The sequence below is a fragment of the Serratia sp. YC16 genome (assembly GCF_009707615.1).
Taxonomy (GTDB): domain Bacteria; phylum Pseudomonadota; class Gammaproteobacteria; order Enterobacterales; family Enterobacteriaceae; genus Serratia; species Serratia surfactantfaciens.
Genome location: NZ_WLYN01000005.1, coordinates 109,295 through 133,099 on the forward strand (window position 1 = coordinate 109,295; position 23,805 = coordinate 133,099).

A 23,805-nucleotide genomic window follows, 5' to 3' on the forward strand; every position below is an offset into this window, starting at 1 on the left:
CATGCTCAGTTCCAGCACGCTTTATGCTGCCATCGATCTCGGCTCCAACAGCTTCCATATGCTGGTGGTGCGCGAGGTGGCCGGCAGCATTCAGACTCTGGCGCGGATCAAGCGCAAAGTGCGCCTGGCGGCCGGGCTGGATCAGAACAATCACCTGTCGCATGAGGCCATGCAGCGCGGCTGGCAGTGTCTTCGGCTGTTCTCCGAACGCCTGCAGGACATTCCGCGCGAGCAAATCCGCGTTGTCGCCACCGCCACGCTGCGTCTGGCGTCCAACGCCGATGAGTTTCTGCAGGCCGCCGAGCACATCCTCGGCTGCCCGGTACAGGTGATCAGCGGTGAAGAAGAGGCGCGGCTGATTTATCACGGTGTCGCACACACCACCGGCGGGCCGGATCAGCGGCTGGTCGTCGATATCGGCGGCGGCAGCACCGAACTGGTCACCGGCACCGGCGCGCAGGCATCGCAGCTGTATAGCCTGTCGATGGGCTGCGTCACCTGGCTGGAACGCTACTTCAGCGATCGCAACCTCGCGCAAGAAAACTTCGAGCGCGCCGAACAGGCCGCGCGCGAAATGGTGCGGCCGATCGCGCCACAGCTGCGCCAGCAGGGTTGGCAGGTTTGCGTCGGCGCTTCCGGCACCGTGCAGGCGCTGCAGGAGATCATGGTGGCGCAAGGCATGGATGAGCGCATCACCCTGGCCAAATTGCGCCAGCTGAAACAACGCGCCATTCAGTGCGGCAAGCTGGAAGAGCTGGAGATAGAAGGGTTAACGCTGGAGCGCGCGCTGGTGTTTCCAAGCGGCCTGTCCATTCTGCTGGCCATCTTCCAGGAGCTGGGCATCGAGAGCATGATGCTGGCCGGCGGGGCGCTGCGCGAAGGCCTGGTTTACGGCATGCTGCATCTGCCGGTGGAACAGGATATCCGCATTCGCACTATCCGCAACCTGCAACGTCGTTACCTGATCGATACCGAGCAGGCCGAACGCGTCAGCCAGCTCGCCGCCAACTTCTCGCAGCAGGTCGCCAACGAGTGGCAGTTGGATGCGCGATGTCGCGAGCTGCTGCACAGCGCCTGTCTAATCCACGAGCTCGGCCTCAGCGTCGATTTCAAGCAGGCGCCGCAACATGCCGCCTACCTGATTCGCCACTTGGATCTCCCCGGCTTTACCCCGGCGCAGAAAAAACTGCTGGCCACCCTGCTGCAAAACCAGAGCAACACCCTCGACCTGTCGCTGTTGAACCAGCAAAACGCCCTGCCGCCGCGCACCGCGCAGCGTCTGTGCCGCATTTTGCGCCTGGCGATCATCTTCGCCAGCCGCCGCCGCGACGACACGCTGCCGGCGGTGCGTTTACGCGCCAATCAGGATGATGAACTGACGGTGATCTTGCCGCCAGGCTGGCTGGAACAGCATCCGCTGCGTGCCGAAGCGCTGGAGCAGGAAAGCCACTGGCAGAGTTACGTCCACTGGACGCTGCGGCTGGAAGAGCAACGTTGAAATGACAAGGGCGCGATGAGCGCCCTTTCTTTTTAATTCCCGCCTTTGGCCTTGGCCAGCTGGGCGCGGATGTTGGCCAGATGGCTCTGTCCCTTCTGCATCCGCTCCTGCGGGCTCACCACTTTACGCTCGGTTTCCCATGCCAGATCGTCCTGCGGCAATTCCAGCAGGAAGCGGCTCGGCTCCGGCCGCACCAGCTCGCCGTACTGGCGGCGCTCGCGGCACAGGGTGAAAATCAGTTCTTTTTGCGCACGAGTGATCCCCACATAGGCCAGACGCCGCTCTTCATCGACATTGTCTTCATCGATACTGCTCTGGTGCGGCAGCAGGCCCTCTTCCATGCCCACCAGGAACACGTAAGGGAACTCCAGCCCCTTGGAGGCGTGCAACGTCATCAGCTGCACCTGATCCAATTCTTCTTCGCTTTCACCTCGCTCCATCATGTCGCGCAGGGTGAAGCGGGTCACGACCTGGGTCAGCGTCATCGGCTCGTCCAGATCGTTGCCCTCCAACATCTCCGTCATCCAGCCGAACAGCGTATTGACGTTCTTCATTCGCATTTCGGCGGCCTTCGGGCTGGGCGAGGTTTCAAACAGCCAGCTCTCATAATCCACGCCGCGGATCAGATCGCGCACCGCCGCCACCGGCTCACGCTCCGCCTGCTGGGCGATGCCGCCCAGCCAGTGGGTGAAACGCTGCAGCGATTCCAGCCCGCGCCCGGTCAGGTGCTGGCTCAGCCCCAGATCGAAGCTGGCATGGAACAAACTCTTGTTGCGCTGGTTGGCCCACTCGCCGAGCTTCTGCAGCGTCGCCGGGCCGATCTCGCGCTTGGGAGTATTGACGATACGCAGGAAGGCGCTGTCGTCCTCCGGGTTGGTCAGCACGCGCAGGTAGGCCAGCAAATCCTTGATCTCGGGGCGAGAGAAGAACGACGTACCGCCGGAAATCTTGTACGGGATGCGGTTCTGCATCAGCATCTTTTCAAACACCCGCGACTGATGATTGCCGCGGTACAGAATCGCATAGTCGCCGTAATTGGTCTTTTTCACGAAGTGGTGGGCGATAAGCTCCCCCACCACGCGCTCGGCTTCGTGATCCTCGTTATTGGCGGTCACCACCTTCAGCTCTTCGCCATACCCGAGTTCGGAAAACAGCCGTTTTTCAAACACGTGCGGGTTATTGGCGATCAGGATGTTGGCAGCCTTCAGAATGCGCTCGCTGGAGCGATAATTTTGCTCCAGTTTGATCACCTGCAGCGCCGGGAAATCTTCCTTCAACAGCACCAGGTTCTGCGGCCGCGCGCCGCGCCAGGAGTAGATCGACTGATCGTCGTCGCCCACCACGGTAAAGCGCGCGCGGTTGCCCACCAGCAGCTTCACCAGCTCGTACTGGCTGGTGTTGGTATCCTGATACTCATCCACCAGCAGATAGCGGATGCGCTGCTGCCAGCGTTCGCGCACCTCTTCGTTGCGTTGCAGCAACAGCGTCGGCAACAGGATCAGATCGTCGAAGTCCAGCACATTGCACGCCCGCATATGGGCGTGGTACAGCCCGTAGCAGTGGGCGAACAGCTTGTCGCGCTCCGAGCGCGCCAGCTCCGCCGCACGCTGGGGATCGATCAAGTCGTTTTTCCAGTTGGAGATGGTCGAGATCAGCTGCGCCACCAGCGTTTTGTCACTCTCCAACCACTTTTCGGTCAGCTCTTTCAACAGCGCCAGCTGATCCTGGTCGTCGAACAGCGAGAAGTTGGACTTCATTCCCAGCGCCACGTATTCCCGTTTGATGATCTCCAGCCCCAGGGTATGGAAGGTGGAAATCATCAGCCCTCGCGCCTCTTTGCGGCCCAGGGTTTGCGACACGCGCTCTTTCATCTCGCGCGCGGCCTTGTTGGTGAAGGTCACGGCGGCGATATGCCGCGCCTGATAGCCGCAGTGGTGGATCAGGTGAGCTATCTTGTTAGTGATAACGCGCGTCTTGCCGGAACCGGCGCCGGCCAACACCAGGCAGGGCCCGGTAACGAATTCGACGGCTTGTTGTTGGCTGGGGTTTAATCGCATGGTGCTGACTTGCTCGACTGTAAAACGTGGAAGGGAATTGTAGCAGAAAGCGCCGATGAGATTTAGCGGGTATAATCAGCGCAATTTTCGCATCGACAAAGGCATTACCATGGCAAAAACGGCGTGCGCCCTGCACATTCTGGTAGACAATGAAAAGCTGGCCAACGAGCTGCTGGCCAAGCTGAAGCGCGGCGTCAGCTTCGACACGCTGGCGCGCAAATACTCGAGCTGCCCGTCAAAACGCAACGGCGGCTCGCTGGGCGAATTCAACAAGGGCGCGATGGTCCCGGCGTTCGACAAAGCGGTGTTCAGCATTCCGCTGCTCAAACCCTACGGCCCGGTCAAAACCCAGTTCGGTTACCACATCATCAAGGTGCTGTACCGCAACTAGGGGGCCTGCGCCCCCTGCTGCGAATTACTGCGCGCTGGCGTCCGTCGCCGGCACAGCCACCGCGGTGTCGGCCGGTTTGGCTTCTTCCGTCACCACCGCCGGCGCCGGCATCATGATGCCGTCATAGGTTTCCTGCAGCTGCTTCATGCTCATTTCCGGCTCGCCCTTCGGCTGCAACAGCACCAGCGTCGCCTCCTGAGACAGCTGCAGCTTCAGCGCCTGATTCAGCGTATCCAGCGTCAGGCTGGACAAGAACTCCTGGCGCAGCTTCTGATACAGCTCCGGCGCGATATCCACCACCCCGCTCTGCTGCGAACGCAGGCGCTGGCTCATCAGCACGTCGGTGTCGGTGCGAGCGTAGGTGGCGAACAGCTTGCTCAGCTGATCGTTTTTCTGCGCCAGCAGCGCATCGAATTCCTCTTTCGACAGGCCGTTGTCACGTACGTTGGCCAGCTCGCGGGCGATAAAGCCCAGGCTGCCGTTCAGGTTGTTGTTCGGCGTATCCAGGTGGATGGCGCACTGCCCGCGCTGGTACTGCACGCGGCAGTCAAAGCCCAGATGCAGGTTCTTCTGGTCGCTTTTTTCCAGCGTTTGCTGGAGATGCCAGAACAACGCCTCGCGGGCGAGATCGCCACGCCAATAGCGGAGCAGGCTCTGCGAATCGCGAATTGGGTGCCACGGCGAATCCCACATGATCGACAGCGTATCCTGTTTCACCTGCTCGCTGATCAGGCTCACCGGCTGCTGCGGCAGCGGCGTCAGGGTCGGCATCGGGGCCGGGGTTTCACGCTTGCCTTGCAGCGGCGAGAACGCCTTGTTGATCTGCTCGCCCAGGCTGCGGCTGTCGACTTTGCCGACCACGAACAGCGTCATGGCGTCCGGGGTATACCACTGCTGATAGAATTTCTTCAGCTGTTCGAGATTGACCGGCCGTTTCGCCGGCTGCGCCGGATCGTGCGCCAGCAGCGTCGAGCCTTTCAGGCGGTAACGCCACCAGGCGTCTTTGGTATTGGGCGGGAACGTGCCGACCGGATTGATGCTGGAGTTCATCACCGCATGCACCGTATGCTCGTCGATCGCCAGTTTGCCGGTGGTGTCCGCCAGCCAGGCCAGCGCTTCCTTCAGCAGGTCGGGCCGGTTGTTCGGCAGGCTGAGGTTATACATGGTGAAGTCATACGAGATGATAGCCGGCGGCAGCGGCCGCTCGTTATCCACGCTCTGTTGCCACAAGGCGCGCAGCTGCGGCGCGGTGAAGCTTTCGCTACGTGCCAACGCCAGCCGCGGCAGCAAGTGGGCGAAGCCGGTCTGTTGAGAAGACTCCACCAAAGAGCCGGTATTGACGATCAGCCGTAGTTCGACGCGGTCGCTCGGCCGCTGCGGCGTATCGAGAATCTGCCATGAAAACCCGTTGGCCAACGCCCCCTGCTGCCAGGCAGGATCGGGTTGTAGTGCTTCAGCCTGCACGCTGCTACTGGCTGCAGCCAATAGCAGCCCACCAACTATAAGATGAATTCTGGTGCCCTGCATGTGAACCCCTACTTAATGACTATCCAATTTCTTATGCAAATGCGTGTATTCCATTCAATGGAATCATAAAAATACGCCCTGAGTTTCACAGTGGGGCGGAAAGCAGAAAGTGTACCATCGTGTTAGACCGCGCGCCTTTGCGGATGTCACTCATTAGGGTGAAAAATAATGGATAGCGGGGTTTTTAATGCAAGAAATCGTTACGAGGCAGGGATAGAACCTCACCGGCCGCGGCTGCGGCCGGTGATTTACCGCCGATATCAGGCGGAAGGCAGCGTTTTGTCCGCGCCGGCGTTTTTGTTGTTCAGCGTGTCTTTCAGCTGTTGCTCATCCAGCTGATTACACCATTTCGCCACCACCACGGTCGCCACGCCATTGCCCACCAGGTTGGTCAACGCGCGGGCCTCCGACATAAAGCGGTCGATGCCGAGGATCAGCGCCAGGCCGGCCAACGGCAGGTGGCCGACGGCGGAGATGGTGGCGGCCAACACGATAAAGCCGCTGCCGGTCACGCCCGCTGCCCCTTTGGAAGAAAGCAGCAGCACCACCAGCAAGGTAACCTGATGCATGATGTCCATATGGGTGTTGGTCGCCTGCGCGATAAACACCGCGGCCATGGTCAGGTAGATCGAGGTGCCGTCCAGGTTGAAGGAGTACCCGGTCGGGATCACCAGGCCCACCACCGATTTCTTGCAGCCCAGCTTCTCCATTTTATCCAGCATGCGCGGCAGCGCCGACTCGGACGACGATGTCCCCAGCACGATCAGCAGCTCTTCTTTGATGTAGTTGACGAATTTGAAGATGCTGAAGCCGTTGGCGCGGGCGATGCTGCCCAACACCACCACCACGAACAGGATACAGGTGATATAGAAGCACACGATCAGCTGGCCGAGTTGCACCAGCGTGCCGACGCCATATTTACCAATGGTAAACGCCATGGCGCCGAAGGCCCCCAGCGGCGCCAGGCGCATGATCATGTTGATGATGCCGAAAATCACCCGCGAGAAGCTGTCAATCACGTTGAAGATCAGCTGCCCTTTCTCGCCCAGACGATGCAGAGCGAAGCCGAACAGCACCGCGAACAGCAGCACCTGCAGAATGTTGCCGCTGGCGAACGCGCCGATCACGCTGCCGGGGATGATATCCAGCAGGAACGGAATGATGCCCTGCTGCTGCGCCTGCTCGGCATAGACCGCCACCGCTTTGGCGTCCAGCGTGCCGGGATCGACGTTCATGCCGGCGCCCGGTTGCACCAGGTTGACTATCACCAGGCCGATAATCAGCGCAATGGTGCTGACGATTTCAAAATACAGCAGCGCGATGGCGCCGGTGCGCCCCACCGCCTTCATGCTTTCCATACCGGCGATACCGGTCACCACGGTGCAGAAGATCACCGGGGCGATAATCATCTTGATCAGTTTGACGAAGCCATCGCCCAGGGGTTTCATTTGGGCGCCGAGGTCAGGGTAGAAGTGGCCAAGCAGGATACCCAGCGTGATCGCCGTCAGCACCTGAAAATAGAGGCTCTTAAAAATCGTTGTTTTCATATGAACATCCTATGGGGGGAAGACACGCACCAGGCAGCAGTCTAAAAATCCAGCCTGTTCATTGCTTGCGCGGAAAATAACACCCACTTAACAACATGGAAATAATTTGTTGCACCCCAGCCTCGGGGTTGATGTGAATTTAAGAGCTGAAACGCGTCAGTCCGGGTGCAAAGCTGAAAATTGCGTAAGCCTATGTTTGCACTAACGCAAAAGAGGTAGGGAGAGAATGGCGGTTTTCGGACAGGGAAAAGTACCGGAAAGGTAACGCGGCGCTCAAGGCGCCGCGCGGCAAAACTCGGCTTCGAAGGCTTCGCGCGGCAGCGGCCGGGCGAACAGGAACCCTTGCCCGCTGCGAATGCCGTGCCTCAGCAGCCAGTCGCGCTGCTCGGCGTTTTCCACGCCTTCGGCCATCACCGGCAGCGCCAGCACTTCGGAGATCGAACTGACGATGCGCACCATCGCATCGTCGGCCGGCAGCCCCTGAATGAAGCTGCGGTCGATTTTAATCAAATCGATCGGCAGGGATTTCAACCGGTTCAGGTACTCCAGGCTGGAGTAGCCCATGCCGAAGTCGTCCAGCGCGATCGACAGCCCCAGATCGTGCAGCTCGCGCAGCAGCGCCAGCGCGCGGTCGAGATCGTCGATGCGTACCGTCTCGGTGATCTCCAGCAGCAGCTTGCGCGGATCGATCCGATACTGCGCCAGCAGACTTTTCAGATGCGGGACGAACGCCTCGTCCTGCATCTGAATGCCGGAAACGTTGACCGCCAGCGGCAGCGCAATGCCGCGCTGCTGCCAGTCCGCCAGGATACGGCAAGACTCTTCCAGCACCCAGTTGCCGAGGGGCACGATCACGCCCAGCTCTTCCGCGAGCGGGATGACGTCGGCCGGCAGGGTATAGCTGCCGTCGTACTGCTGCCAACGCAACAGCGCTTCGGCGCCGATCACCTCATTGGATTGCATGTCGATCTGCGGCTGCAGGAACAGCGTGAAATGCCGCTGTTCAATGCCGTGCAGGATCTCGCTCTCCTGCGTCAGCCGCTTCTGCGTGCGCTCCGTCAGGCTGGGTTCGAAGAACAGGATCTGATTTTTTCCTTCGCGGTGCGCGGACATCATCGCCGAGGTAGCGCTGCGCAGCAGCTGTTCCGCGCTCTCCTCCTGATTTAGGTAGTGCGCGATGCCGATGCTGGCGTTAGGCCGCAGCGCCAGGCCTTCCAGCGTCAACGGCGCGTTGATCTCCGCCATGATGCGCCGCGCCAGCTGCATGGCGTGGAACGGCCGCTCGATGCCCTTGGCCAGGATGGCGAATTCGGTATTGCTCAGCTGCGCCAGCACGCCGTTTTCGTCGATGCAGCCGCGCAGTTTCTTCGCCAGCGCCAACAGCAGGGCTTCACGCATCGCCGGGCTCATCACGCCGGAGGCCTCGTGCAACGTCTCGATGCCGATCACCAGCAGATTAAAACGTTCAGGGCGCAGGCTGGAGGCGATATGCTGTTCCAGCAGCGCGTTCAAGAGCACCGCATTCGGCAGTTCGGTCACCGGGTGACGGGTGCTGAGGCGGCTCATGTCGGCATGCGCCTTGGCCAGCGTCTGTTGATTGCGGTTGTAGTTGCGCACCAGCAGGCCGAGCTCGTCGTCCTGATGCAGCGCCGGCAGCATCAGCTGGTGATAAGGCGCTTCGTCCTGCGAGATGTTTTCCAGCTCTTTGGCCATCGCGCGCAGCGGATGCACCATCAACCGGTTCATGCACCAGGTGATGGCCACCGACAGGATCAGCGCCAGCAGCAGGTACGTCGACAGCATGGTCGACAAAATGCTGAGGATAAACTGATACATGCGGAACGAATCGGCCTGCAGCACCAGATAAGCCAGCGGCTGCTGGTTGGCCGGCACCCGCTCCAGCGAATAAAGCGGCACGGAAATTTGGATAGGCAATTCAAACAGCCGGGCGATCAGCGTCGGCACCGGCCGCTCCGGCGGAAAATTGGCATGCAGCGCCTGAAACTCATTCGGCAAGACAATATCCGCCCGGCTCAGAATGCCGACCGGCAACAGCGTGTTCAGCACCTTTTTGGCTTCCGGCACGTCCATGCGCAGCACCGCTTCCGCCAGTGGCTGGCGCACGGAGTGGGCGATATTCTCCAGTTGCTGGGCGTAGTCATCCCTGCGCTGCTGCACAAAGTGGAATAACTGGATCACGATAAAAATGCAGATCGTGACCAGCGCCACGCCGGACACCGTCGCCATCTGCTTAATCGTTAACGAACGCCTGACCCGCAAACCTGCTCTCCGTAAAATCGGGCTGAAACAAAAAAGGGGGCTGACTCTTACCCGCCCCCTCGAACCGGGCTGAGTATACTCGATCATCGGCTGTTTTTATCTGGCTATGCCGCAGGCAGAACCAAGAAAATCGCGGGTTTCAGTCTTTTCCTAAAGCGGACAAACGCAACCCGGACACAGGGTAACAAAACTCCCCGGTGTCCGACACTCCGAATCTTCCCCCTCCCGGCTACTTGAAGTCGGCGTATGGCGTCAGCGGCTGCGGCGGCAAATCGAGATCCCCCTGCCAGCCGGCCAGCGAATAGCGCAGATAAATTAATGCGTGGCTCGGCGTATAGTCTTTCGCCTGCTGGATATCGATGCCGGCGCCGAGCGTCCAGTGCGAACTGAGGCGGCGTTCGACGATCGCCCGCAGGGTATAGCCGACGCCGCTCGAGGAACTGCCGTCCTCGACGGCGAACTTGTCGGGCAGCGAGTCCGGGATCAGGCCCTGCAGCGGATAGCGGCGCTGGCTGTCGGTTTTTGAATGGGACAACGACACCGAACCACCCAGCTCCCACGACCAGTTCTCGGTGCGCTGGCGGTAGTTGACCGGCAGTGACAGCGACAGATATTGCTGCGGGCTGTAATAGCCGCCCTGTCCCAGCGAATAGCCGCTCAAATCCTTCTGATAGTGCCACAGCATGGTATTGAGCCCGACGCTCAGACGGCGATTGTCTTCGTTGATCAGCTTGTAGTAATAGCCGGCCATCAACCGCTGCCGCTGGTTGTCCGCCACGTTCTTGCCGGTAATCTGGTGCGCGCTGAGATCGGCCCAGACGCCGTTCGCCTCGCCGCGATCGTAGCTGGCGCTCAGGCTGACGCCGGTGGCGCGCACGCCGCCCCAGGTGACGCCGGTATTCGGGTCTTTGGCGCCGCCGAACGCCAGCAGCGAGCTGGAGATCGGCCGCCGCGAAGCCGCCAGCGTCCAGCCGATGTGGTTCCAATCGCCGCTGTAGGCCAGGCCGCCGGTCCAGTCGACCACCTCAAAACCCATCGGCGTCGTGCCGATGTCGGCGGCCCAGCGATCGTTTTTCCAGCCGGCCGCCACGCTGGTACCGGTGGTTTTCTGGTGTTCATCGCCGCGGCACCCTTGCGTGTGGCAGGTGCCGAAGGTCTCGTAGTATTTGCCGCTGCCGTCGGTCGAGAAGCGGCCGGCATCCAGCTGCACGGTGTCGGTGCGCAAGAAGGCGCGCCCGTCATACAGCGGCATGTCCATCTGCAGCATGGTGTCATGCGCGTTGAAATCGGAAATGCCGCCGGTGCCGCTCGAGCGCCAGTAATCGTGATCGAGCGTGACGTTCACGTCTTGCTGTCGATACAGATCCGCCGCGTCGGAGCGGATGCCGCGTTTCAGCCAGTCGTCGCTCGGATTATTGCGCGTCAAATAGGTGTAACTGTCATTGTCCTGCGGCAGCGTCGGCGTGATGCCGCTGGCCACCATCGCCTGGCGGTAATCCTGCTGCGCCCGCTCAGGCTGTTGCTGAGCCCGCTCCAGCCGGGCGGCGTCACGGTAAACCAGCGCCTTGGTCTGCCCGACGGGCTCCGAAGCCGCCGCCGTTTTCAGTCGGTCGAAGATAGCTTCGGCCTGCTGCGGATCGCCGACCGCCCCCCAGGCGTTGGCGACTCGCCGCTGGCTGTTGAGCGAAGCGTCTTGTGGCTGCGGTTCGGTTTTCAGCCGTTGCCGCGCCGCTTCCAGATCCCCCTGCGCCACATAGGCTTCAATCTCGCCCAGCTGCGCATCCGGGTTATTCGGTTCACGCCGTTTCACCCGCTGATAGTCGTCCAGCGCCGCCGCATACTCCCCGCGCGCCAGCGCCCAGTCGGCCAGCAGCAAATCGATGCGCGTGTCCGCCGGCTGCCGGCGCAGATAGGCTTCCGCCGCCGGTTCGTCACCGGCCGCCCGCAGCCGTTCGGCATGATCGATCACCGCCTGCATTTTCAGCCGCTGCGCCAGCTCGCGCATGTTGTCATTCCACTGCGCTGCAGGCAGCGTATTGAGCTGCGCCAGCGCCTGATCGTCGCGATCGCTGCCGGAAAGGTAGAGCGCATAGGCGTAGACCAACTGCGGATTGGTGCGTTGACGCTGCGCCAACTGTCGGAATAAGGCATCCGCCTGCTGCGGCTGCCCGGCCTGGCGCAGCGCCTGGGCGTAGCGGTAGGTCAGCCAGACGTCGTCGGGATCCATCGGCTGGGCACGGCGATAGATTTCCGCCGCCTGCCGCCACTGCTGTTGCGCCGCCAATGCCTCCGCCTGCTGTTTCAGCATATCGAGCCGCAGTCCGTCGAGGGTGCTGCGCAGTTTGGCCTGCTGGCTGCCTGGCAGCCCATTAAGGTAGGCCAGCGCTTTTTCCGGCGACTGCCGTTGATAGATATTCACCAGGCCGCGCAGCGCGCTGCCGTTACCGGGATCGCGCCGCAGCGCCTGCCGATAAAACCCTTCCGCCGCGGCGTCATCTTTACTCGCCACCGCCACATCGCCCAGGCCGATGAACGCGTCGCCGTCGCTGTCGTCGAGCTGACGCGCCTGCTGATATTTCTGGCGGGCCAGCGAGAGATTGCCGGCCTTCAGCGCCTTGTCGCCCTCATCGATCGCCAGCCAGTAGCCGGTGCTCTTGATCAGGCTTTGCCACTTGCCGCTGTCGTAGCCGTTCTTGTCGGCGGCCAGCGCCTGACGAAACAGCTTCAGCGCCTGCGGGCGATTGCCGGCGCGCGAATAGGCCTGGCCGAGCGCGCCCAGCACCTCGGCGTCGTTCGGCGTCGCCGCCAGCGCCTTTTGCAATTCCGGAATAGCCGCCCGGCTGCCGCCTTTATCCACCTGCGCCAGGCCGCGCACCCGCGCCTGATAGGCCGGATCGGCCAACAATTTCTGCTGTCTGGCCAGCTCTTCGCGGGCGCTGGTCGCCTGATCGCCGGTGTCGAACACGCCGAGGAAACGGTTGAGCGCCGCCACGCTTTGCGCGCTGACCGGCATCGCTTTGACCTTGTCCAACCACAGATCGGCAGCATCGCCGCGCCCGGCCGGATCGGCGGCGATCTTCTGCAGCAGTTCATAAGCCTGCGCGTCCTGATTCTGACTGAACAGCATGCGCGCCAGCGACATGCGCAGCGCCACGTTGCCTGAATATTGCTGGTCCAGCGCCTGCAGCTGCTTCAGCGCCTTCGCTTCCTGCCCCGGCAAGCGCGCCACCAGCCGCCAGTATTCCACCGCCAGGTCGAGCGTCGGCGGCTCGCCGTGGAACAGCGCATCGTACTGCGCCTTGGCCTCCGGCAACCGGCCGGCGGTCGCCATCAGGCGCGCCTGCTGCAGCTTTTGCCGGGTTTCCGGCTGGGTCAGCAGCATGTTCATTTGCGCCTGGCGATAGGCGCTGGACTGCGGCGCGAGGGTTTTCAGCTTATCCAGCTGCTGCTGCGCCAGCGCCATGTTGCCCTGCCGCAGCGCCAAACGCATGCGCGCGGCGATCACGTCCGGGTTGTTCGGATCCATCAGCTCGAGCCGGTACAGCGACTGGCGCACCAGGTCGTCCTTGTTGCCGGCCTCGCCGATGCGTACCTGCTCCAACAGCCACTGCTCCGGGGCCACGGCCTCCGCGGCGCGCGCCTGCGGCAGCATCGCCAGACTCAGCGGAATCAAATTCAGCCAGTTTATTTTGAAGTTGTGCATTGGCCGTCCCACGAGGGTTGCAATTCACCCTGACGATTAAAGCGATAACGTTGTTGATCCCATCCCTGACCGAACAGCGTCAGCGAGGCGCTGAAATAGGCGTCGTCACCCGGCGGATGATCGCTGATGCGCTGCCGCTGCACCGCCAGCGCTTCAGCCTGCGTCGCCAGCATCGGCAGCATGGAAGCGGAGAAACCGACCGGGCCGTCGCCGGTCGTTTTGCCGCTGGCGGTATCGGTTTTCTCCGGCGGCACGCCCTGTTTGGCGGTGAGCTGCGCCATCGGCTGGAAGCGTTCAAGCAGCGCCGCCTTGTGCTCATCGTCGTCCGCCAGCATGCCGGCCCACAGGTAGACCCGAATGGCGTCGTAACTGCCGACGTTCGGCTTGACGGTGTCCGGCTGCCAGCCGGTGCCGACCCGCCACACCACCCAGTCCGGTGAGAAACCGTGCGGCGCGGTGTCCAGCCACAGCCGCTGATTGATCTCGCGCATCGCGCGCCACGGGCCGTTCAGCGCCGCAAAGCGCGCCAACAGCTGCGGCGGCAGATAGCTGGGGTTCAAGCGCCAACGATCTTCCGCCACGAACCCGACCTTGCCCGGCAGCAGCATCAACCCCAGGCCGGGAATGTCGGCCACTTCCTCGCGGCCGATGCGTTGCAGCAGCAGCGTTCCCAGGGTTTGATAACGCCGGCTTTTCCACAGGCGGCCGGCTTCGAGCAGGTTGTATGCTATCCACAGATCGGCGTCCGATGCCGAGTTGGCGTCCAGCACCTTCCACTGCTTGTCGTCGCCTTCGCCCCACAGCCAGGCAGGCAAATGCGCGCTGAGATCGCCCGCCGCCAGGTTGTTCTCCGTCCAGGTCAACAGCCGGTCGAAGGTCGGCCGGTCGTTGGCCACCAGGGCGAAGAACAGGCCGTAACTCTGCCCCTCCGAGGTGGTGATTTTGTTCGGGCTGCTCGGGTCGATCACCCGCCCCTGCGGACTGATGTAGAACTGCTTGTACTGTTGCCAGCCCGGCCACTCGCAGGCCGCCGCCGCGCTGAAGGCGCACAGCAGCAGCATGCCGAGCGACAGGCGTTGCAGCATCGCGTTCACCGCCGTCAATCCCGATCTTCAGGCGCCAGGCGACGCCGGCTGAAGGCCTTCAGGCCGCGCCACAGCATCAGCCCCAGGATCACCACCAGCACCACCGCGATCGCCGCCAGCAGGACCGGATGGGTGGAGAGGGCATACCACAGCCGCTCCCACCACGGCAGGTGGCCAACATAGTAAACATCGCCGACGCGCAGGCTGTTGACCCCCGATTCGCGGATCACCGCCACCGAACCGAACACCGCGGCGCGCTTGCCGCTGTCCAGCAAGGCGTCATTCAGCAACTCATAGCCGCGCGGGCTGTCCGCCAACAGCGCCACGATGCTGCGCTGGTCGTTGAACGGCGACTGCACGCCGATAATCGCCGACATCGCCCCCTCTGAGCTGACGGTCGTTTTACTGTCCGGTTTGGTATCTTCCGCCAGCACTTCTGCGCTGGGCAGCGGCGGTTGGCGCGTCGGCTGTTTCACCCAGCTTTGGGTGGCGTCCACCAACAGGCTGATTTTCTTATCGTCACGCAGCTCCGGCGGGATGGTACCGACCATCAGGATATCGTCGTCGCGATCTTTGGCCTGCGACCAGTCGTCGCTGAGCGTGAAGGCCAGCGCCGGATAGCCGGTTTGCGCACCGATCACCCCCAGCGCATTCAGCAGCGCGCTGACCTGCGCCGGCTGAGGTTTCTGGTTCACCAACACCAGCGTTTGCGACAGATCCGCCAGGCGGCTGAACGGGAAGCCGGCGTTGGCGAAGGCGCGCAGATCCGGCATCGCCATAAAGTGGCGGTAGCCGGAGAAATCGATGGTGGAAGCACCGTCGATCACCGCGTGGTTTTGCGTGAAGGAATACGTTTCGCAGCGCCCTTCGGCGCCGCTGGCCAGCAGCGTGGTGTAGTCGAAGTCAAAGCGCAGCTGGTTGGTGGCCCCCAGACGCAGCGCCGGGATGCTGACGTTCTTGTCGGAATCGAGCAGCCCCTGCGTCAACGGCAGGCGCAGCAGCTGCGCCCCCTGCTCGTGTTCCGGCACCAGCGAGTAAGCCTGCACGAACTGGTTGTTCAGGCTGACGCTTAGCCGTGAACCGTCCTGAATGCGCGGCGCGGTGTAACGGTACTTCAGGTGCATGTCGATGCCGGTGCTGCGGATCAGGAACAGGTCCGGCGGCAGGTTCATGGTCAACGAAATCGGGCCGGGTTCGATGCCGCTGGTCTGCAGCTGTTCGGCGTATTGCTGCAGTTCGGCGAAGGTCATCGGCCGATCGGTGCGCACCCAGTTCGGCGCGTCGTAAGGCTGGCGCGGCGCCAGCTGCTCCACCTTGTCCACCGTTACGTTCTGGCCGCGGAACAGGATGTTGCCCTGCGCGATGCCTTTCACTGCGTTGATCAAATCGTTGTCGTCGCGCCCCTGAATCAGCAGCAGTTTGACGTACGGATTGTCCGGGTGGCTGATCATCTCCACCGTCGGGCCGTTGACCGCCGGGTAATCGCGCAGGAAATCCGGGCGCTGCTGGTTGGTGGCGAACACCACCGCGTGCTGCGTCGGCAGCGCATTATACAGCGTCGGGAAAGACTGCCCGCGCCACTGCGCCTTGCTGCCGAACCAGGAGGCCAGGATGCCCGCCGCGCGCTGCTGGGCGAGATCCGGCTGGCCGGCAAACACCATCGGCAGCGTCAGCGGCCGATTATCGCGGCTGTCGAAGAACGGCTCAGGGAAATGCGACAGTTCGTTTTTCACCGGCAGCGTCTGGAAACGCAGCTTCAGCGCGCTGGATTTGCTGACGTCGAGCCACAGCGAGGTGCTGGCCGGGTTTTCGCAAATGTTCTGATAATGGCCGACAAACACCAGCCGGACGCGGTTAAAATCGGTGATATAGCGCGGATCGATCGCCATTTGAATGCGATTGGGCTTGCCCAGCTGCTCTTTGGCGATAGTGGTTACGCCCATCAACTCGTCGTTGAGGTAGACCTTGACGTGCGACTCCACCGGGATCAGCGCCGGCGACGGCGTAAACTCCATATCGAGCATCGCCTGCGAAACCACTTCATCGCTGCGCACGCCGAATTCAATCTGCCCATCCGGGCGGGTGCCGCGCAGAATAAAGGTGCCCGGCGGCGGCGCTATCTGCGCAAACGGCAGCGACACGTCGCGCACCGGCGCATTCGGATCCTGCGGCACGGCGAGCGGCGGCGCGTTCGCGGTATCGGCCGGCGCCGCAATCGGCGGCTGGGTCGCCACGGTCGGCGCGGTGGCGGTTTCGGCCTGCGACAGGGTACTGATGCCTAAGGCCAGAGCAGTTAACCAGGTTATTTTTCTCGTCATCGTATCATCATCAATGTTGGAGCCTGTTCACCGGGCGAGTGAGCGGGCGGTTGAACTCGCAGCTAACCCACTGTTTCTTGTTGACCCAAAGTCGGATCCCTGCCGACGCCGCGCGGAATAAACGACACTACCCAGGCGGTCAGCGAAGTGACCCCGACCAGCAGACCGCGCACCAGCGGCGGCGCGTAGTCCGCCATGCGCACATACCCTCGGAAACCCAGCGCCAGCACGTCGCGCAGGCTTTCGATCGGCCGGTCTTCAGGGAACCCGTCCTGCCACAGCGCCCAAGTATCGGCGCGGGCGAAGGTGCACTGAATGAAATCGATATGTTCACGGGTACAGAGCTCGACCAGGCGCACCCCCACCTTGTTGCCGAAGGCGCGCGTCACCACGCAGGGGAAGCTGTATTCCTGCTGGCCACGTTTGAGCAACAGCGAAACCTTGTCGCCGTCTTTCAACGCATTCTCCACCCGCATCTCGATGCCCACGCCGCCATCGGAGTAATCGCGCAGCGTGCAGGGATACAGATGACCGTCGGCGCGCGCGATCGCCGCCGGCATGGCGATCTCCACGCGGTGCGCCTGGCGCACCTGTTTGGCCTCCACCGCCACCGCCACCGCGCCGCCGAGAATCGTCATGTTGTACAGCACCCACACCAGGCTGATGATCACCGTCATCACCTCGTCCGTCGGGCCATAGGCCAACCGCCAGGCGCCGAACGCCAGCCCGGCCAGATTCAGCACGACCAGGAACATGTAAGGCCGGGTGATCACCCAGTCGACGTGTTCCTCTTCCACCAGGCCGCCTTTGGCGGTGACGTTGAATTTGCCCTTGTGCGGATTGAACAACGCTATCGTCGTCGGCCGCGCGATATACCAGGCCAGCACCGTTTCATAGATCTCGCTCCAGAACGAATGGCGGTATTTCCCCTGAATGCGCGAGTTGGTCAGGCTGGCGTGGATCATGTGCGGCAGCACATACAGCGCGATCGCCAGCGCCGGCGCAAAAATGATGTAGGCATGCAGCAGCAAAAACGCCAGCGGCGCGGTGAGGAAGATCAGGCGCGGAATGCCCGACAGGAAATGCAGCATGGCGTTGGCATAGCACAGGCGCTGGGCCAGTTTCAGCCCCTTGCCCAGCAGCGGGTTGTCGAGCCGGAAGATCTGCACCATGCCGCGCGCCCAGCGAATGCGCTGGCCGATATGCGCCGACAGGCTTTCGGTCGCCAGCCCGGCGGCCTGCGGAATGCGGATGTAGGCCGAGGTGTGCCCACGCCGGTGCAGACGCAGCGAGGTATGAGCGTCTTCGGTGACGGTTTCCACCGCAATGCCGCCGATCTCGTCCAGCGCGCTGCGGCGCAGGATGGCGCAAGAACCGCAGAAGAAAGTAGCGTCCCACATGTCGTTGCCGTCCTGCACCAGCCCGTAGAACAAAGTGCCTTCGTTAGGCGTCTGGCGGAAGCGGCCGAGGTTGCGCTCGAACGGATCCGGCGAGAAGAAGTGGTGCGGGGTCTGCAGCATCGCCAGCTTTTTGTCTTTGAAGAACCAGCCCATGGTCAGCTGCAGGAAGGAGCGCGTCGGCACGTGGTCACAGTCGAAAATCGCCACGAATTCGCCGGTGGCCTGCTTCAGCGCATTGTTGATGTTGCCGGCCTTGGCGTGTTCGTGGGTCGGCCTGGCGATGTACTTCACGCCGACTTCGGCAGCGAACGCCCGGAATTCGGGGCGATTACCGTCGTCGAGGATATAGATGTTCACCTTTTCCTTCGGCCAGTCGATACCCAACGCCGCATAGATGGTGGGCTTCACCACCCCGAGGTCTTCGTTGTAGGTCGGCACCATCAGATCGATGGTCGGCCAGGTCGCGCTGTCTTCGGGCAACGGCACCGGCTGGCGGTTAAGCGGCCAAACGGTCTGGAAATAGCCCAGCACCAGCACCACCCAGGCATAGGTCTCCGCCACCAGCAGCAGCAGGCCGCATGTCAGGCTGAGCGGATCGTCCCAGTTCAGCGTGGCGGTATAGCGCCACCACAGGTAGCGGCAGGACACGGTCAGCGACAGGACGATCAGCATCAGCCCCGGCAAGCGCCCCGGCACCCGGCGCACCACCATGGCGATTCCCCACAGCAGCAGAACGAACACGAACTGCGCCGGCAGATCGAACGGCTGCGAAATGCACAGCATGGCGAGGATCGCCGCCAACACCCCGATCAGGATAAACAGCGCGCGCCGCATGCCGCGGCTCATGCGGCCAAGGCGCGCCACCGAACGCTGCTCCACGCCGGCGTTTTCCAGCCGTTGCGGCAGGCTCTGCAGCCAGTCGGCATAGCGCTGCTGCAGGCGGCGCCAGCCGGCGAAATAGTCGCGCTGCACCGGCGCGCGGCCGCTGCGAAACAGCAGCAGCCACAGCCCTTGCAGCAGATAGCGCAGCGCATCCGCCGGACGCGGACGTTCGGCGGACAGGTGCGGGAACCAATAAGCGCGGCCGGCGCGCACGCGTTGCCAGGCCGGCGACTCGAAGCGCAGCAGCAGCCACCCCAACGCCACCAGCAGCGTGGCGAAAAAGGCGGTCAGCGCCGACGCGCCGCTGCGGCGATAGCCGCGATAGCGCGCCTGCACCGCCTGACGCACCGACGGCACCAGCAGCAGGCTCAGCACCCGACTCATGGCGCAACGCCCGGTTTAAGATTGATCAGACACCAGTTGGCCAGCGTCAGCACTTCATCCGCCGCCAGGCTCTCGGGGCGGTACTCGCCCAACGGCTGCTTGACCGCCATCGCTTCCGCCAACGCTTCATCGCGATGGATCACCACAGGCAGCAGACCGCCCAGGGTTTGCAGCCACAGCTGATGCAGATCCTGCTGCAGCTGGCTGGCGGAGGAGTAGTGATTGACCAGGAAACGACAATCGTTCGGCAGCGTCTGCTGATGGAGCCGAACCTGGCAGTTGGCGTCGGGATTCAACAGCACGAACACGCTGTCGGCAAGCTGCAGCGCCTGTTGCGCCAGAGCGCCGTCCCCGACCGGAACATCCAGCAGGATCCAGCGCTGCGGCTCGCCGGCGATCAGTTGGCGCACATTGTCGCGCCAGCGCTCGGGCTGCTGCTGACATTGACGTTGCACTTCCAGCCGTTCCGCCGCATTCAGGCGGCCAAACGGTAAAAAGTCGAGGTTTTCGCAATAACGCAGCGCGCCTTCCCGCCAGCCGCCGCCGTCATGTTCTGCGCGGGCCCAGCCGCGCGTCAGCTCGAACGGCGTGTTGAAATGCAGACGCAGCAGATTATCCGGCGTGAAATCGATCGCCAGCACCGATTCGCCCAACTGCTGCAACGCCCAGGCGAGCGCCGCCGTGACCGACGTCGTCCCCATTCCACCCCGCAACCCTTGCAGCGCGATCACCGGCATAGATCAGTGGCTCCCCGTGGTCTGCGCCAATTCGGCCAACAGAGGCCAACGCGTCATCATTTGCGTTAACCGCTCCTGCCGTGAAATATCGACATAGCTTAATTTCGGCAATGAAAAAGCCTGGCTGAGCGCCTGCAGGTCATCCTGGCTCTCCCCAGGCGCCGCTGCACGAAAATGGGTGGGTGCGTTATTCATTCTTCCGCCTTTGCGAAAATAGGCTATGTTAATTAACTATAGCAACGATACAAAAAGAGAGAGGCAATAAGATGATTCTCAACAAATATTGTTGCAGAGCGTCGGAGATTTGTTATTGCCAGAGTAAAAATGGCTATCTTTAAATATAAACGCCTTTAGTCGGCTTTCAACGAAAGTAGAACACATCCTATGGCGCACTCTTTTTCTCTAGGCATTCGGCAGATTTGGGAAGAGCTGTCGGTGATGCAGGCCCCCGGCCTTTATTGGGTGAATATCGATCGGCAAAGCGACGCCGCGTTGCTGTGTCGTCAGGCCATCGCCGCCCAACCGGCCACCCACAAAGTCGCCCTGATCTGCAGCGGCGACAAACCCGATCGCCTATTGGCCGAGCTGGCGTCGCCTGCCCTGCAGAAGCTGCCGCTGTATCAATTGCCGGAGAAAAAAGCCGCGCTGACGCAGTTGAGCGACGATTTGATGCGCGCCCTGCGGCCGCAAAATCGCTTACTGATCCTGCTGGCCCATGCCAGCCTGTGGCAAACCTTCACCACCGAAGAACTGCGCGAGTGGACGCGCGCGCTCGCCGCCTGGCTGCGGCGTCAGGAATGCACGTTGCTGATCCTCAGCCACGGCGGCGGCATCAATAAGCTCAAGGGCCAGCTCAGCGCGCAGCACCGCATTCTGAACGGCCTGTCCAGCCTGCAATGGCAGCAGGACAGCGCGCAATACCTGGTGAACTGGTGGAGCACCGAAAACGGCATCAACGCCAATCAGCTGCTGACGCTGTACGCCGCGGAGGGCGGCTGGCAGGGCGAGGATGAAAATAGCCAGCCCTCCCCCACCACCCTGCGCAGCGACGAAGGCCTGTATCTGGCCGAACGCAGCATTCTGGAAGGCGCGCCGCCGCTGTCCGCCAACTGGCAACTGCTGGAAAGCAACGACGAGCTGGCGCAGCACGGCATGCTGAGACTCTCGGCGACCTTGATTTTCGCCCTGTACCAAAGCGACCAAATCGATCACCTGGCGCACCAGATCCACACCCTGCGCCGCAGCCGCGGCAACGGGATGAAAATCGCGGTGCGCGAAATGAGCGCCAGCCTGCGTTACAGCGACGAACGGCTGCTGCTGGCCTGCGGCGCCAACCTGATCGTGCCGCACGTCGCGCCGCTGTCGCGTTTTCTGACCATGCTTGAGGGCATCCAGGGGCAGCGTTTCTCACGCCATGTGCCCGCCGACATCGATGCGCTGCTGGCCGGTTTGCGCCCGCTGCAGCTGAAAGGCTACATGCGGCCGGAAGCGTTCAGCCAGGCGGTGCTCTCGCTGATGGGCAACACGCTGCTGCCCGAAGACGGCAAGGGCGTGATGGTGGCGCTGCGCCCGGCCACCGGCCTGCGCGCCGAACAGGCGATGACCCTGTGCCACCTGCGGCGTTTCGGCGACGTGATGACCGTGGTGCAGGGGCGACTGGTGCTGTTCCTCTCCACCTGCCGCATCAACGATCTGGATACCGCGCTGAAATTCATCTTCCGCCTGCCGGTGGATGAGGCCTTCAGTAATCGGGTGGTGTGGCACCAGGATGTCGATATCATTTCGGAAATCAAACGCATGGCCCAGGGGCGCTGGCAGATCTCGGCCACCGGCGCCGCCGGTGCCGCGCCGCGTCCGAACGTGGCGGCCAGCGCAGAGCCCACAGAACGGCGCCAGCCGGTCGCCTTCACGCTGCCGCTCGGCCCGCAGGAGGAAAAGCATGCTGAACCTTAACGACATCGTGCAACTGATCCTGCTGTGCGCGCTGATCTTCATTCCGCTGGGCTACGCCTTTCATCGGCGTTTTCCACATTTGCGCCAATACTGGCAAAACCTGTTGTTATCGCCGCGCTATTTGAAATCCGCCGGTTTGTGGGTGCGCACAGGCGCCTCATCTCAGATTAAACGTGATAAGAAGCAGCCATGAATTCAAACTCGAATACGCAATCCGATAACGCACTGTGGCGCTACTGGCGCGGGCTGGGCGGCTGGAACCTCTACTTTCTGGCCAAATTCGCCCTGCTGTGGTTCGGCTATCTGAACTTCCATGCGCTGCCAAACCTGGTGTTCATGGCGTTTCTGCTGATGCCGATCCCCTCGCAACGCCTGCACCGCTGGCGCCATTACCTTGCCATCCCGATCGGCATCGCGCTGTTCTATCACGACACCTGGCTGCCGGGCATCAACAGCATTCTCAGCCAGGGCTCGCAGCTGACCGGCTTCAGCGCCCAGTATCTGCTGGAGCTGGTCAACCGCTTCATCAACTGGCAGATGGTCGGCGCCGCCTTCGTGCTGCTTATCGCCTACCTGTTCGTTGCCCAGTGGGTGCGCGTCACGGTGTTCACCGTAGCGGCGCTGGTGTGGCTCAATATCGTCAACATCGCCGGGCCGGCGGTCTCACTGCTGCCCGCCACCTCCACGGCCTCAAGCGGCGGAGCCAATGCACCGGCCACCTCTGCGCCGGCGGCCGGGGACGCCGCGCCGGCAGACAGCCTGCCGCCGACCAGCGCCAACCTGACGGCCTACCTCAATCAGTTCTACGAGCGGGAAAAAGGCCGCGCCACCGCGTTCCCGGCCACCTTGCCCGCCGACGCCCAGCCGTTCGATCTGCTGGTGATCAACATCTGTTCGTTGGCCTGGGCCGATATGGAGGCGGTCAATCTGCAGAATCATCCGCTGTGGTCGAAAATGGACATCATGTTCGACAGTTTCAACTCGGCCACCGCCTACAGCGGCCCGGCAGCCATCCGCTTGCTGCGCGCCAGCTGCGGCCAGCTTTCGCATCACGATCTGTATCAGCCGGTGAACCAGCAGTGTTACCTGTTCGACAATCTGGCGAAGCTCGGCTTCAAGGAACAGCTGATGCTCGATCACTCCGGGGTATTCGGCAACTTCCTGAAAGAGCTGCGCGAACAGGGCGACATGCAGGCGCCGCTGATGTCGCAGGCCGGCATCGGCAACGAGCTGACATCGTTCGACGGCGAGCCGATTTATAACGATCTCGAATTGCTGAGCCGCTGGCTGGATCAGCAGCAAAAAGGCGGCGACGGCCGCACCGCCACCTTCTTCAACATCATTCCGCTGCACGACGGCAACCGCTTTGTCGGCTCCAACAAGAGCGCCGACTACCAGCCGCGCGCGCAGAAGCTGTTCGATCAGCTGAACACCTTCCTCGACCAGCTGGAGAAATCCGGCCGCAAAGTGGTGGTGGTGATCGTGCCTGAACACGGCGCGGCGTTGGTGGGCGACAAGATGCAGATGTCCGGCCTGCGCGACATTCCCAGCCCGAACATTACCCATACGCCGGTCGGCATCAAACTGGTTGGCATGAAGGCGCCGCATCAGGGCAGCCCGCTGCAGATCAAAACGCCGAGCAGCTATCTGGCGCTGTCTGAACTGGTGTCGCGCCTGGTGGACGGCAAAGTCTTCAGCGAATCCAGCGTCGACTGGCAGGCGCTGACGCAGGGGCTGCCGCAGACCCCGGTCATCTCCGAAAACGACAACGCTATCGTGGTGCAGTATCAGGGCAAGCCCTACATTCGCCTGAACGGCGGCGACTGGGTGCCCTATCCGCAATAAGCGCGGCCTCAGCAACTCAAAGCACGCCGGCGGCGTGCTTTTTTATTTGCTTTTTATAATAAAAATAGTTAAACCGATCGACCGACAAAATGTTATTAACAACAAACCGTTAAATTCTATTATCCGATAATTATTGCCATACGAAGATTCTTAAAAAAATAACGATCGCCCGACTTACAGCAAGAAAGTCGTTAAATC

15 protein-coding genes are annotated in these 23,805 nt (G+C 62.1%); 5 read left to right on the forward strand and 10 right to left on the reverse strand.

Features of this window, described 5'->3' with window-relative positions; translation table 11 throughout:
* Position 1 precedes the first annotated feature (1 nt).
* Positions 2-1,498: an exopolyphosphatase gene (gene ppx, locus GKN89_RS16440; RefSeq protein WP_019452565.1), complete on the forward strand. Its 1,497-nt coding sequence runs from the start codon at positions 2-4 to the stop codon at positions 1,496-1,498.
* Between the two features lie 32 nt (positions 1,499-1,530).
* Here ppx and rep read toward each other — a convergent pair whose 3' ends face one another.
* A complete protein-coding gene (gene rep / locus GKN89_RS16445) occupies positions 1,531-3,555 on the reverse strand; it encodes a DNA helicase Rep (RefSeq protein WP_154747377.1) in 2,025 nt (674 codons plus the stop codon).
* 109 nt (positions 3,556-3,664) lie between these two features.
* On the opposite strand from rep, the gene ppiC reads away from it, so the two are divergent.
* Positions 3,665-3,946, forward strand: coding sequence for a peptidylprolyl isomerase PpiC (ppiC, locus tag GKN89_RS16450; RefSeq protein ID WP_004934175.1), 282 nt, complete (start codon positions 3,665-3,667; stop codon positions 3,944-3,946).
* Between the two features lie 24 nt (positions 3,947-3,970).
* Here the strand turns inward: ppiC and GKN89_RS16455 are convergent, their stop codons facing one another.
* The 9 genes from GKN89_RS16455 to bcsR all read right to left on the reverse strand — a co-directional run bounded on the left by GKN89_RS16455 (position 3,971) and on the right by bcsR (position 20,004).
* Positions 3,971-5,473: a pitrilysin family protein gene (locus tag GKN89_RS16455; RefSeq protein ID WP_154747378.1), complete on the reverse strand. Its 1,503-nt coding sequence runs from the start codon at positions 5,471-5,473 to the stop codon at positions 3,971-3,973.
* Between the two features lie 260 nt (positions 5,474-5,733).
* Complete coding sequence (locus GKN89_RS16460; protein WP_019452569.1) at positions 5,734-7,020, reverse strand: dicarboxylate/amino acid:cation symporter; 1,287 nt, start codon at positions 7,018-7,020, stop codon at positions 5,734-5,736.
* 273 nt (positions 7,021-7,293) lie between these two features.
* Positions 7,294-9,300, reverse strand: a complete 2,007-nt coding sequence (gene hmsP, locus GKN89_RS16465) for a biofilm formation regulator HmsP (protein ID WP_063918218.1) — start codon at positions 9,298-9,300, stop codon at positions 7,294-7,296.
* 229 nt (positions 9,301-9,529) lie between these two features.
* The gene (gene bcsC / locus GKN89_RS16470) at positions 9,530-13,003 is read right to left on the reverse strand and encodes a cellulose synthase complex outer membrane protein BcsC (protein WP_154747379.1); all 3,474 of its coding nucleotides are present in this window, start codon (positions 13,001-13,003) and stop codon (positions 9,530-9,532) included.
* On the reverse strand, positions 12,985-14,097 hold the full coding sequence (bcsZ, locus tag GKN89_RS16475) for a cellulose synthase complex periplasmic endoglucanase BcsZ (protein ID WP_074055723.1): 1,113 nt from the start codon (positions 14,095-14,097) through the stop codon (positions 12,985-12,987). Before bcsZ ends, bcsC begins: the two co-directional genes overlap by 19 nt.
* A gap of 5 nt (positions 14,098-14,102) precedes the next feature.
* Positions 14,103-16,406, reverse strand: a complete 2,304-nt coding sequence (bcsB, locus tag GKN89_RS16480; protein WP_154747380.1) for a cellulose biosynthesis cyclic di-GMP-binding regulatory protein BcsB — start codon at positions 16,404-16,406, stop codon at positions 14,103-14,105.
* Between the two features lie 62 nt (positions 16,407-16,468).
* Positions 16,469-19,072: a UDP-forming cellulose synthase catalytic subunit gene (bcsA, locus tag GKN89_RS16485; protein WP_154747381.1), complete on the reverse strand. Its 2,604-nt coding sequence runs from the start codon at positions 19,070-19,072 to the stop codon at positions 16,469-16,471.
* On the reverse strand, positions 19,069-19,809 hold the full coding sequence (gene bcsQ / locus GKN89_RS16490) for a cellulose biosynthesis protein BcsQ (RefSeq protein ID WP_019452575.1): 741 nt from the start codon (positions 19,807-19,809) through the stop codon (positions 19,069-19,071). The genes bcsA and bcsQ overlap by 4 nt, the downstream gene beginning before the upstream one ends.
* A 3-nt stretch (positions 19,810-19,812) precedes the next feature.
* Positions 19,813-20,004, reverse strand: a complete 192-nt coding sequence (gene bcsR, locus GKN89_RS16495) for a cellulose biosynthesis protein BcsR (protein WP_033649881.1) — start codon at positions 20,002-20,004, stop codon at positions 19,813-19,815.
* 189 nt (positions 20,005-20,193) lie between these two features.
* On the opposite strand from bcsR, the gene bcsE reads away from it, so the two are divergent.
* Genes bcsE through bcsG form a run of 3 tightly spaced genes read left to right on the forward strand, consistent with a single transcriptional unit; the run spans position 20,194 to position 23,607 of the window.
* Positions 20,194-21,762 (forward strand): cellulose biosynthesis protein BcsE, encoded by a 1,569-nt coding sequence (gene bcsE / locus GKN89_RS16500; RefSeq protein WP_019452577.1) that lies wholly within the window; start codon positions 20,194-20,196, stop codon positions 21,760-21,762.
* On the forward strand, positions 21,749-21,955 hold the full coding sequence (gene bcsF, locus GKN89_RS16505) for a cellulose biosynthesis protein BcsF (RefSeq protein ID WP_025160405.1): 207 nt from the start codon (positions 21,749-21,751) through the stop codon (positions 21,953-21,955). The genes bcsE and bcsF overlap by 14 nt, the downstream gene beginning before the upstream one ends.
* Positions 21,952-23,607: a cellulose biosynthesis protein BcsG gene (gene bcsG / locus GKN89_RS16510; RefSeq protein WP_154747382.1), complete on the forward strand. Its 1,656-nt coding sequence runs from the start codon at positions 21,952-21,954 to the stop codon at positions 23,605-23,607. Before bcsF ends, bcsG begins: the two co-directional genes overlap by 4 nt.
* Positions 23,608-23,805 lie beyond the last annotated feature (198 nt).